Source organism: Neisseria sp., from assembly GCF_041804105.1.
GTDB lineage: Bacteria > Pseudomonadota > Gammaproteobacteria > Burkholderiales > Neisseriaceae > Neisseria.
In genome coordinates this window covers 1-11,727 of record NZ_JBHCJY010000141.1, presented here as the reverse complement: position 1 = coordinate 11,727, position 11,727 = coordinate 1, and the positions used below count along the sequence as shown (strand labels likewise).

General features: G+C 51.2%; 10 protein-coding genes. 9 read left to right on the top strand and 1 reads right to left on the bottom strand.

Features of this window, described 5'->3' with window-relative positions:
- Nucleotides 1-125 precede the first annotated feature (125 nt).
- On the bottom strand, nt 126-2,012 hold the full coding sequence (gene mnmG, locus ACEYDX_RS12000) for a tRNA uridine-5-carboxymethylaminomethyl(34) synthesis enzyme MnmG (RefSeq protein WP_373742249.1): 1,887 nt from the start codon (nt 2,010-2,012) through the stop codon (nt 126-128).
- A 274-nt stretch (nt 2,013-2,286) separates the two neighbouring features.
- Here mnmG and ACEYDX_RS11995 point away from each other — a divergent pair, with 274 nt between their 5' ends.
- The 9 genes from ACEYDX_RS11995 to ACEYDX_RS11955 all read left to right on the top strand — a co-directional run bounded on the left by ACEYDX_RS11995 (nt 2,287) and on the right by ACEYDX_RS11955 (nt 11,522).
- The gene (locus tag ACEYDX_RS11995) at nt 2,287-2,535 is read left to right on the top strand and encodes a hypothetical protein (protein WP_373742248.1); all 249 of its coding nucleotides are present in this window, start codon (nt 2,287-2,289) and stop codon (nt 2,533-2,535) included.
- Nucleotides 2,536-2,566: 31 nt separating this feature from the next.
- Complete coding sequence (locus ACEYDX_RS11990; protein WP_373742247.1) at nt 2,567-2,893, top strand: NGK_0946 family protein; 327 nt, start codon at nt 2,567-2,569, stop codon at nt 2,891-2,893.
- 128 nt (nt 2,894-3,021) lie between these two features.
- Complete coding sequence (locus ACEYDX_RS11985; RefSeq protein ID WP_373742246.1) at nt 3,022-4,302, top strand: AmpG family muropeptide MFS transporter; 1,281 nt, start codon at nt 3,022-3,024, stop codon at nt 4,300-4,302.
- 611 nt (nt 4,303-4,913) lie between these two features.
- Entirely contained in the window at nt 4,914-7,199 is a 2,286-nt protein-coding gene (locus tag ACEYDX_RS11980; protein ID WP_373742245.1) for a Tex family protein, read from the top strand.
- Between the two features lie 400 nt (nt 7,200-7,599).
- Nucleotides 7,600-9,096, top strand: a complete 1,497-nt coding sequence (locus ACEYDX_RS11975) for an RNA-directed DNA polymerase (protein WP_373742244.1) — start codon at nt 7,600-7,602, stop codon at nt 9,094-9,096.
- A 105-nt stretch (nt 9,097-9,201) separates the two neighbouring features.
- A complete protein-coding gene (locus tag ACEYDX_RS11970) occupies nt 9,202-9,738 on the top strand; it encodes a transposase (protein WP_373742243.1) in 537 nt (178 codons plus the stop codon).
- Between the two features lie 36 nt (nt 9,739-9,774).
- Nucleotides 9,775-9,984, top strand: a complete 210-nt coding sequence (locus ACEYDX_RS11965) for a hypothetical protein (RefSeq protein WP_373742242.1) — start codon at nt 9,775-9,777, stop codon at nt 9,982-9,984.
- Between the two features lie 84 nt (nt 9,985-10,068).
- Entirely contained in the window at nt 10,069-10,944 is an 876-nt protein-coding gene (locus ACEYDX_RS11960; protein ID WP_373742241.1) for a hypothetical protein, read from the top strand.
- Entirely contained in the window at nt 10,941-11,522 is a 582-nt protein-coding gene (locus tag ACEYDX_RS11955; RefSeq protein WP_373742240.1) for a uracil-DNA glycosylase family protein, read from the top strand. The genes ACEYDX_RS11960 and ACEYDX_RS11955 overlap by 4 nt, the downstream gene beginning before the upstream one ends.
- Nucleotides 11,523-11,727 lie beyond the last annotated feature (205 nt).

Genomic DNA, 11,727 nt, shown 5'->3' with positions numbered 1-11,727 from the left:
GCCGGTGTTTTTCATATGGGTGAGGGCGTGGGTGCAAAAACGGAACCAAACCGCTGAAAACACCAGCATATAAAAACACTCAGGCCGTCTGAAAAAGTTTTCAGACGGCCTGATCTGTTCTCTGCCTACTTCGCGTCTTTAAACCCGCGTTTCAAATGCACCATCAGCAAAGCCACCGCAGCGGGCGTTACCCCCGAAATGCGGCTGGCCTGGCCGACGGTTTCGGGTTTGTGCAGGTTCAGTTTCTGCTGTACCTCCGCCGACAAGCCTTTGACCTTGCTATAGTCGATGTCGGCAGGCAGAGCGAGCGTTTCGATGTCGCGGCGGCTTTCGATTTCGTCGTTTTGGCGGTCGATATAGCCTTGGTATTTCACTTGGATTTCCACTTGCTCGGTTACCTCATCGGCCAGATTTTCAGACGGCCTCGCGCTCTCCAGCGTCATCAGCTCGGCGTAACCGATATTGGGGCGGCGCAGCAAATCGTGCAGGTTGGCTTCGCGCGAGAGTTTTTGGCCGAACACGCGCACTTGTTCGCTTTCGGGCAGTTTCTGCGGCGTGTACCAAGTAGTTTTCAGGCGCTGGATTTCGCGCTCAATGGCTTCGCGTTTTTCGTTGAACGCGCGCCATTGCGCTTCGCCGACCAAGCCGATTTTACGGCCGTCTTCGGTGAGGCGCATATCGGCGTTGTCTTCGCGCAACTGCAGGCGGTATTCGGCGCGGCTGGTAAACATGCGGTAGGGGTCGTTCACGCCTTTGGTAATCAAATCGTCCACCAACACGCCCAAATAAGCCTGCTCGCGGCGCAACAGAAGCGGCTCTTGTTCGCGCACATATTGCACGGCATTCGCACCGGCCAACAAGCCTTGTGCGGCGGCTTCTTCGTAGCCGGTGGTGCCGTTGATTTGGCCGGCGAAAAACAGGCCGGCGATGGTTTTGGTTTCCAAACTGGCTTTGAGGTTGCGCGGGTCGAAATAGTCGTATTCGATGGCATAGCCGGGGCGCAGGATGTGGGCTTTTTCCAAGCCTTTCATCGAGCGCACCAGCGCCAATTGAATATCGAACGGTAGGCTGGTGGAAATGCCGTTGGGGTAGTATTCGTGGGTGGTCAGGCCTTCCGGCTCGAGAAAAATCTGGTGGCTGTCTTTATCGGCGAAGCGGTTGATTTTGTCTTCGATCGACGGGCAATAGCGCGGCCCCACGCCTTCGATTTTGCCGGTAAACATCGGGCTGCGGTCGAAACCGGAGCGGATAATCTCGTGCGTGTGCAGATTGGTGTGGGTAATCCAGCAGGAAACCTGGCGCGGGTGCATTTGGGCGTTGCCGCGCACGGACATCACCGGCACGGGCGTGTCGCCGGGTTGTTCGGTGAGCTGCGAAAAGTCGATGGTGCGGCCGTCAATGCGCGGCGGCGTGCCCGTTTTCAGACGGCTTTGCGGCAGCTTTAATTCTTTCAGACGGCCTGAAAGCCCTTGCGCGGCAGGGTCGCCCGCGCGTCCGCCCGCGTAGTTTTCCAAACCGATGTGGATTTTGCCCGCCAGAAACGTGCCCGCCGTCAGCACCACGGCGCGGGCTTTGAATTCCACCCCCATCGCGGTTTTCACGCCCGACACGCGCTCGCCTGCCAACGTGATGTCTTCCACCGCCTGCTGGAAGAGTTCGAGATTTTCCTGATTTTCCAGCATCTCGCGGATGGCGGCCTTATAAAGAATGCGGTCGGCCTGCGCGCGGGTGGCGCGCACCGCCGCGCCTTTGCTGGCGTTCAGGCGGCGGAACTGGATGCCGCTCATATCGGTGGCCAGCGCCATCGCGCCGCCGAGCGCATCGACTTCGCGCACCAAATGGCCTTTGCCGATGCCGCCGATGGAAGGGTTACACGACATCTGGCCGAGGGTTTCGATGTTGTGGGTGAGCAAAAGCGTTTGCGCGCCCATGCGTGCGGCGGCCAGTGCGGCTTCGGTGCCGGCATGGCCGCCGCCGACCACGATCACGTCGTAGGTTTTGGGGTAAATCATTGTTTCGGATAATAAAGAAATCGGTTAAACAGGGGCGCGATTGTACGCTGTTTTAACGTTTGGGACTACTACGGCAAGGCCGTCTGAAAAAACGGTGCAGACAGAAAAAAAGCAGAAGGACAAACGGTCCGGCGCAAACAGAAATGTCATGGGAAACAGTTTTGTTTGGCGTAAATCACATAATCGGACAGGATAGTTAAATTAAACTTGTATCCCGCTGTTTTTTCATTTAATATTTAATCGGATTTCCAACAACAACCCATACGGAATATTTATGTTGAAACAAGCGACTTTAGCTTTACTGCTGGCGGCCGGTTTGAGCGGCTGTATTTCTTACGGACACCAGCGCGTAGCCATCAGCCCCGAGCAGGAAGCTGCTATGGCCGACGATTCCCGCCGTGTTCAGGATGCGGAGCGTGCAGAGCGTGCGGAACGCCGTGGTGAGCGCCGTCAGGAAATGATGGACGAGGCCGATGCCATCCACCGTGCTTACGGCAACCGCAACATTTACCTGGTTCACTAATCAAACGAATCTTTTCGGAGAACATACAATTATGAAAAAAAGTCTGACTGCACTGGTTTTGGCCACTTTTGTTCTGACCGGTTGCGCTACCGGCGGTTCTGTGGGTGATTTGGCCATCGGCGACGATTCTGCCGCAATCAAAGCAGGCCGTAACCGTGCCTCTGCGCAACTGTCGCGTGCCGAGCTGGAACAACACCGCCGCCAACGTGCAAACGTGTCTGAAGAGCTGGCTTTGGAGCGTGAAAAACGCGCCAATAAACGCGACCAAATCAACGGTGCCATGGGTACCGCTGCTGCCGGCGTAGGTCTGGTGGGCGGAATCGCCGGTACTGCTGCGCTGATTAAAGCTTGGTTCTAAGCCGCTTTAAGCGTCTAAGCCGCTTTAAGCGTTTATAAATTTATAAGGCCGTCTGAAATGTTTTTCAGACGGCCTTATCTGATATTGTTACAATCCAGCCTTTTAATCCCTGCTTTACGGATTCCACAATGACCGAAGCCCAAACTGGCATTTTGCGGCAGATTTTCACCCGCAAAATGCTCATCTGCATTTTCACAGGTTTTACTTCCGGCCTGCCGCTGTATTTCCTCTACCAACTGATTCCCGCCTGGCTCAGAAGCGAACACATCGATTTGAAAACCATCAGCCTGATGGCCCTAATCGGCTTTCCTTACGCTTGGAAATTCATCTGGTCGCCCGCCATGGACTCCGTACGTCTGCCGTTTCTCGGCCGCAGGCGCGGCTGGATGCTGGTTACGCAAATCGTGCTGCTGCTCAGTCTGCTGGCGTATGCCTTCCTCAATCCGCAGCAACACATTCACTTCATTCTCGGTCTGTCTGCCGTAGTAGCGTTTTTCTCCGCCAGTCAGGACATCGTGCTGGATGCCTTCCGTCGTGAAATCCTCAGTGATAACGAATTGGGGTTGGGCAACTCGATTCATGTCAATGCCTACCGCATTGCTTCGCTGGTTCCCGGTTCGCTCAGCCTGATTTTGGCTGACCACATGCCCTGGCCGACCGTATTCCTGATTACCGCGCTGTTTATGACTCCCGGTTTGCTGATGACCCTGTTCCTGGCCCGTGAACCCGACTTGCCGCCCGCTGCGCCGAAAACCCTCAAACAAACCGTGGTTGAGCCGTTCAGCGAATTTTTCGGCAGAAAAGGCGTGAAGCAGGCATTGATGGTGCTGGCATTCATCTTTTTCTACAAACTCGGCGACAGCATGGCCACCGCCTTGGCCACGCCGTTTTATCTCGACATGGGCTACAGCAAAACCGACATCGGCCTGATTGCCAAACACGCCATGCTTTGGCCGGCCATCATATTCGGCATACTCGGCGGCATTTGGATGCTGAAACTCGGTGTCAACAAAGCCTTGTGGCTGTTCGGTTTCGTGCAGTGGATTACCATTTTGGGTTTTGTCTGGCTGGCCAGCTACGGCCACTTCGACACCGTCGGCTTCAACGAGCGGCTGATACTCGGCACGGTGATTGCCGCCGAGGCCGTCGGCATCGGCTTGGGTACAGCGGTTTATCTGGCCTATATGGCACGCGAAACCAGCCCCGCTTTTGCCGCCACCCAATTCGCCCTGCTGTCCAGTCTGTCTGCCGCACCGCGTACATTTTTAAATTCCGCGGCCGGCTGGCTGATTGAGAAAATGGGTTACGTCGATTTCTACTGGCTCTGCTTCGTACTCGCCATTCCCGGAATGCTGCTGCTGTTTAAAGTCGCACCGTGGAACGAAGAGCCGGCAGAACAGAAAGCATGATGCCCCTTTGTCCCGATAACGAAACAGGCCGTCTGAAAACCATTTTCAGACGGCCTGACTTTTTACAGAATTCAAACAGCCTGTTTTGCGGCAGAATTTTTGAACAATATACGTTTTGGGCAGCGGGACACTATCGTCATTCCCGCGCAGGCGGGAATCCAAACTTGCCATGCTCAGAAACGGAGTTTGCCGCGCAAGCGTGGCACTTTTCAGCGATTACCGAAAGTTAACCATATGGATTACCACCTGCACGGGAATGACGGGTGAACGCAGTCGCCTAGAATAGTCATTCGTTTCGCAGATACAGTTGTAGAAATCAAAGTAGGTACGGTTAGCCGCCCGCGGCGGCGTAACCGTACGCAATGTCGGAGTAGAATGAATGATGCCGTCTGAAAATATAATGAGTGCATTTATACGGTTACGCCGCTGCGGGTGGCTAACGTACCTACGAAAAATCAAGCAACGATTCAAGAAATCACAACACAAGGCCGTCTGAAAACGCACGAAGCAAGTTTATGCGAAGCTAAAACTTTTCAGACGGCCTGCCTTTTTGCCAAGCCTGCCCAAACCCGCTATCCTTTTCCCTTTTTCCAATCATCACACCCGAAACCATGAACATCACCCGAATCATCGCCTCCGAACTCTCCGCCACCGCCGCCCAAATCCAAGCCGCCGTCGATTTGCTCGACGAGGGCGCAACCGTGCCGTTTATCGCCCGTTACCGCAAAGAAGCCACCGGCGGGTTGGACGACACGCAGTTGCGCACGCTGGCCGAGCGTCTGCAATACCTGCGCGAACTGGAAGAGCGCAAGCAAACTGTGCTGAAAAGCATTGAAGAACAGGGCAAACTTTCAGACGGCCTGCGCGAGCAAATCGAAGCCTGCGACAACAAAACCGCGCTGGAAGATTTATATCTGCCCTACAAACCCAAACGCCGCACCAAGGCGCAAATCGCGCGTGAAAACGGCTTACAGCCGCTTGCCGACGTGTTGCTGGCCGACCAGTCGCAAGACCCGGAAACCGCCGCGCAAGGCTACCTGAACGAGCAAGTTCCTGATACCAAAGCCGCTTTGGACGGCGCGCGCGCCATTCTGATGGAACAGTTCGCCGAAGACGCCGAACTCATCGGCCGCCTGCGCGACAAGCTGTGGGCGGAAGCGGAAATTCATGCACAAGTGCTTGAAGGCAAAGAAAACGAGGGCGAAAAATTCAAGGATTATTTCGACCACCGCGAACCCGTGCGTACCATGCCCAGCCACCGCGCGCTGGCCGTTTTGCGCGGCCGCAACGAAGGCGTGCTGACCGTCGCGCTCAAATACCAGCCCGACGAAACGCCGATTACCGAGCAAAGCGCGTATGAAAAAATCATCGCCGCGCATTTCAAGATTTCAGACGGCCACAAATGGCTGCGCGACACCGTGCGCCTGACCTGGCGCGCGAAGATTTTCCTGTCGCTCGAACTCGACGCCTTAGGCCGTCTGAAAGAAAACGCCGATAACGACGCGATTACCGTGTTCGCGCGCAATCTCAAAGACCTGCTGCTCGCCGCGCCCGCCGGCCGCCTGCCCACCCTCGGCCTCGACCCCGGCTACCGCACCGGCATCAAAACCGCCGTGGTGGACGATACCGGCAAGCTGCTCGACACCGCCGTCGTCTATTTGCATCAGGAAAACAACGCCTTGGCAACGCTCGCTGCCCTCGTGAAAAAACACGGCATCAAACTGATTGCCATCGGCAACGGCACCGCCAGCCGCGAAACCGACAAACTGGCGGGCGAACTCATCAAAGGCCTGCCGGAAGCGGGCTTGCACAAAATCGTCGTCTCCGAAGCCGGCGCGTCCGTCTATTCCGCCAGCGAACTGGCCGCCAAAGAATTTCCCGAACTCGACGTCAGCTTGCGCGGCGCGGTTTCCATCGCCCGCCGCCTGCAAGACCCGCTCGCCGAACTCGTCAAAATCGACCCAAAATCCATCGGCGTCGGCCAGTACCAGCACGACGTCAACCAAACCCAACTCGCCAAATCGCTCGATGCCGTAGTGGAAGACTGCGTGAACGCCGTCGGCGTGGACGTGAACACCGCCTCCGTGCCGCTGCTCGCCCGCATCTCCGGCTTAAACAGCACCTTGGCGCAAAACATCGTCGCCTACCGCGACGAAAACGGCGCGTTCGACAGCCGCCGCAAACTCCTCAAAGTACCGCGCCTCGGCGAAAAAACCTACGAGCAGGCCGCCGGATTTTTGCGCATCAACGGCGGCAAAGAACCGCTGGACGCCAGCGCCGTGCACCCCGAAGCCTACCCCGTCGTCGCCAAAATGCTCGACGACCTGCACATCAGCGCCGCCGACCTCATCGGCAACCGCGACAAAATCCGTCAAATCAAACCCGCCGCCTACACCACCGAACAATTCGGCCTGCCCACCATCCTGGACATCCTCGCCGAACTGGAAAAACCCGGCCGCGACCCGCGCGGCGAATTTCAGACGGCCTCCTTCGCCGAAGGTGTCAATGAAATCAGTGATTTACAGGTAGGCATGATACTGGAAGGCGTCGTCTCCAACGTCGCCAACTTCGGCGCATTCGTCGACATCGGCGTGCATCAGGACGGCCTCGTCCACATCTCCGCGCTCGCCGATCGTTTCGTGCAAGACCCGCGCGACATCGTCAAAGCCGGCGATGTGGTGAAAGTAAAAGTGCTGGAAGTCGATGCCGCAAGAAAACGCATCGCCCTCACCATGCGCCTGAACGACGACGCAGACAGCGGTTCGGCAAAAAACGGCAGGCCGTCTGAAAACGCCGCGCGCAACAACCGCTCAGGCAGCCTGAAAGACAAAGGGCAAAGGGAAAAGACGGTGGGCAATACCGCGATGGCGGATGCGTTTGCGCGGTTGAAAAGGTAAGGCCGTCTGAAAAGCATAAACGATGTAGGGTGGGTGTAAACACACCTTATTTAGAATTTTCAGACAGGCATTTTCAGTTTCAGACGGCATGAAAATGGTGGGTTTACACCCACCCTACGGCAAAACAGGCAGCCTATCCCGTCGCCAACCTCCACATCACACCCATGCCGTCTGAAAAGCCGAATCCCGTAGGGTGGGTGTAAACCCACCATATTAGGATTTTCAGACAGGCATTTGCGGTTTCAGACGGCGTTAAAATGGTGGGTTGACACCCACCCTACGGCAAAGCAGGCAGCCTATATCCCGCCGCCAACCTCCACATCACACCCATACCGTCTGAAAAGCCGAATCCCGTAGGGTGGGTGTAAACCCACCGTTCAATAGATTCGTGGAAATCAAAATGAACAGAAAAATCGTATTAGAGCTAACTCATGATGAAGCAAGAAATTTTTTCTTAAAACACGAAACCTACTGCAATATTGATTTGCCAAAGTATTTTTCGTTCTCAGAATTATTAAAAAAAATATCTGACGAGTATAAAGATAAAAATTTAGTGAATGATTTTAGTCGGTCAAAAAAAGCAATGGGAGAATTGGATGATGTAAATTATTTATTGTATGCAAATAAAGATGGGAAACTATCATGGCGACCACTTCAATTGATTCATCCATTAGCGTACGTCGCTTTAGTTCATGAAATAACAACAGAAAAGAATTGGGATAAATTACAGGCGAGATTCAAGAAATTTCAAAATAACAATAGAATAAAATGCTTAAGTATCCCTGTTCAATCAGAAAATAAACAGTCAGATAAGGCTCAGCAAATTTCCAATTGGTGGGAACAAGTTGAGCAACAGTCTATCCTATTATCTTTGCAATATGATTATATTTTTGATACCGATATAGCAGATTGTTATAGTTCAATTTACACGCATTCGATCGCATGGGCGGTAGAAGGTCGGAAAAAAGCTAAATATAATCGTAAAGACGGACTTGGAAATTATATAGATAAAAGTATTCAAAATACCCAAAACGGACAAACCAATGGTATTCCACAAGGTTCTGTTTTGATGGATTTTGTTGCTGAAATAGTGCTTGGATATATCGATTTTATTTTATGCATTACTCTTAAAAAACACAAAATAATCGAATATCAAATTTTACGGTATCGTGATGATTATAGGATTTTTGTTTGTAATCCTAATGATGGGGAAAAGATTTTAAAACTGCTTTCTGAAATTATGATGCCTTTGGGATTAAAGTTAAACGCCAGTAAAACCAAAGGTAGTCAAGATGTAATTACCCAATCAATTAAAAAAGATAAGTTAGCATGGCTATATACGCCGCAGAATTATAGGATAAGTTTGCAAAAACAGTTATTACTTATCAGAAATTACGGTGTCAATTATCCTAATTCAGGAAGCCTTAACACTGCACTGAATAAGTTTGATAAAAAGATAGAGAAAATTAGAAGCAAGAATAGAAAAATTAAAAATGTTGAGCAGCTTATTAGTATTGCTGCAGATATTGCATACAATAATCCTAAATCAATACCAATCTGCTGTGCGATTATCAGCAAATTACTTTTAGAGCAAGATAATTTGAATACAATGGCTTTATTAGTACATGCCAAATTAAGCAGAATGCCTAATTCTGGATTTGCTCAAATTTGGCTTCAGCGAATGCTAAAAATGGATTTAAAACATTTTGAATTTTCTGAAAAAATATGCAATCTTCAAATTATTGATAAAGAAAAAATTATTTTATGGAATAATAGCTGGATAAAGGGAAAAAATATGCTGAATATTTTGAATAATACTTCGATTTTCCAACAAGATGAATTTAATAAATTAGACAGTATTATTTCCAACGATGAAATAGATATTTTTGACTACTAGTCCGTAGTGTAAAAACCTATTATCCCAACTTTCAGACGGCCTTAAACGCGGTGGCTTTACACCCACCCTACGGCTTTAATCATTCCAACAAAAAGGGAAAACATCATGTCCAACTACCGCCGCGATTATGCTTACGGCGGCACTTACTTTATCACGGCGGTTCTGCAAGACCGCCGTTGTGATTGGCTGGTACGGTATATCCATGAATTTCGCGAGGCCTATCGGGAAACTTTGCGGCATTGCCCGTCTGAAACCGTTGCGGTTACTGTCCTGCCCGACCATTTCCATTTGGTGCTGCGGCTGCCTGAAAACCGCAACGATTTTTCGCGTATCGTGCAGGTTCTGAAAACCAATTTTTCCAAACGCCTGCCTGAAAGCTGCTGCCGTCCGAATGCCAGCCAAAACGGGAAACGTGAAGCGGGTATTTGGCAGCGGCGGTTTTGGGAACATAAAATCCGTGATGATGAGGATTTGGAACGTCATGTTTTTTATACTTATTTCAATCCGGTAAAACACGGCTTGGTGCGGCAGGTGCGCAACTGGCCGCATTCTTCGTTTCACCGCGATGTGCAAAACGGGTTGTTTCCCGCCGATTGGGGCGGATGCCTGTCTGAAAACGTGCGGAATCTTTACCATGAGTAGGGTGGGTGTAAACCCGCCGTATTTGATACTGGATCGATGCAGTTTTTCAAAGTGATCAAAACAAGCTGCATTTTGCCGCGACGGGGCAAACGCAGGATATTGCTGAACTGCTGCGCTATCGCGATGAAAAGGCCGTCTGAAAAAGGCGGCGCAAACCGTTCAGACAGCCTGAAAAACAAAGGGCAAAAAGAAAAAATCGTGGGCAATACCGCGATGGTGGATGCGTTTGCAAGGTTGCAGCGGTAGAATTGCATTACAAATTTTAGGCCGTCTGAAGTTCAGAAGGCTATAATCATCCCGACACAATCCAACCGCTCTAAGGAAAGCATCATGAAACAACTGCTGGTTCTCACCGCGCTTTTGGCTGCCGTGCCTGTATTTGCCAAGCCGAATCTCAAACAATATGTACACCAAGAAGTTAAAGGCATCTCGACGGATACCGTTTTCTCCAGTACAGGAGACGGTTACGCACTGTACAACAATAACGGCGAGCCTTTAATTTGGGGGCCGTTTTCGTTGAAGTCGCTATCGGTTTCTAAAAACGGAAACAACCGTGATGAAATTGCCATTACGGAGGATGTCTTAACAACTGCCGGTGAAAAGAGCCTTCATCAGTTCAAAATCGGCAATCAAACCTGCGTTTTAAAGCATAACTTTTTCTCGTTTGGCAATACGATAAATTTCCACAAAAAACGTAATGTGAAGAAAAAAACACTGAATTACAGCGATTTCGAGCTGGCAGCCTGCCCTAAAGTTGTTCCTACGCTGTTTGTAGATGGCAAACCGCTGAAATTCAAAGATTCGATTTATGCATGGGAGCCGCCGTCACAGAGAACAGATGGTGAAATGCCGGTTGAGTTTGTTGCGGATGATATAGGTGGAGCAGACAAACCATCCAACAACTTACTAGTGGTCGCAACCGGAAAATACGTCTTCAACTATCAAACTACATTGAGTGCCGAAGAAAACGGCATGGTCACCCGTATTGGAACTATCGCTACAACGTGTGCCAGAGACAAAGATTGCAGCAAACTTGAAAAAACGACCAAAATCAAACTCGGCAAATGCGAATACCCGCAAAGTTTGCAAATGTATCTGACCGATTTCAAAGACGGCATGGCAACGTGGACGGTTGGCGAACAAGACACCAGAGTATCCCCACAATGCGAATCCCAACGCCTGCCGTATAAATTGATAAAAAAATGACCATCGAAACCCACCCCTTGCCGCCGTTCACCCCACCCAACGCCAAGCTCCTGATGCTCGGTTCCTTCCCGCCGCCGCGCGCGCGTTGGAAGATGGATTTTTATTACCCGAATTTTCAAAACGATATGTGGCGGATTTTCGGCTTGGTGTTTTTCGCGGACAAGGATTATTTTGTGGCCGAGGACGGCAAGGCGTTTCGGGAAACGCTGTTGCGCGAGTTTTTGGCGGATAAGGGGATTGCGGTTTACGACACGGCGTATCGGGTGCGGCGTTTGCAGGGCAATGCGTCGGATAAGTTTTTGCAGGTTGTCGAAGCGGTGGATTTGGTGGCGCTGCTGGACAAGATGCCGCTGTGCCGCACGGTGATGACCACGGGCGAACTGGCGACGGATACGCTGCTCTCACTCATGCCGTCTGAAACGGCACAGCCGAAAATCGGCGCTTATTCGGAGGCGGTGTTTGCAGACAGGCATTTGCGCCTCTACCGCCTGCCGTCGTCGTCGCGGGCGTATCCGCTGGCGTTGGAGAAAAAGGCGGAGGTTTACGGGCGGTTTTTTACGGAGATTGGATTGTTGTGAGAAAGCGGGTTATGCCCGCTTTTTTATATCGAATTGTTTTGGCAACACAGAATTGGTGTTTTTCGGCTTAATGGACATTTGGGTTGGTAAAAATCGCTGCAAGCATTACCATGCAAGGCTTTCAGCGATTTTTTACCAATGAACATAAAAAATGCCCGTTTTGTCACCAAAACACCCTAATCAAATACGGCCGCAAAAACGGTCG

Coding starts and splice junctions, on each gene's coding strand:
- ACEYDX_RS11975 (WP_373742244.1), top strand. CDS start 7,600: ATGAACAGAAAAATCGTATTAGAGCTAACTCATGATGAAGCAAGAAAT.
- ACEYDX_RS11970 (WP_373742243.1), top strand. CDS start 9,202: ATGTCCAACTACCGCCGCGATTATGCTTACGGCGGCACTTACTTTATC.
- mnmG (WP_373742249.1), bottom strand. CDS start 2,012: ATGATTTACCCCAAAACCTACGACGTGATCGTGGTCGGCGGCGGCCAT.
- ACEYDX_RS11985 (WP_373742246.1), top strand. CDS start 3,022: ATGACCGAAGCCCAAACTGGCATTTTGCGGCAGATTTTCACCCGCAAA.
- ACEYDX_RS11995 (WP_373742248.1), top strand. CDS start 2,287: ATGTTGAAACAAGCGACTTTAGCTTTACTGCTGGCGGCCGGTTTGAGC.
- ACEYDX_RS11990 (WP_373742247.1), top strand. CDS start 2,567: ATGAAAAAAAGTCTGACTGCACTGGTTTTGGCCACTTTTGTTCTGACC.
- ACEYDX_RS11980 (WP_373742245.1), top strand. CDS start 4,914: ATGAACATCACCCGAATCATCGCCTCCGAACTCTCCGCCACCGCCGCC.
- ACEYDX_RS11960 (WP_373742241.1), top strand. CDS start 10,069: ATGAAACAACTGCTGGTTCTCACCGCGCTTTTGGCTGCCGTGCCTGTA.
- ACEYDX_RS11955 (WP_373742240.1), top strand. CDS start 10,941: ATGACCATCGAAACCCACCCCTTGCCGCCGTTCACCCCACCCAACGCC.
- ACEYDX_RS11965 (WP_373742242.1), top strand. CDS start 9,775: ATGCAGTTTTTCAAAGTGATCAAAACAAGCTGCATTTTGCCGCGACGG.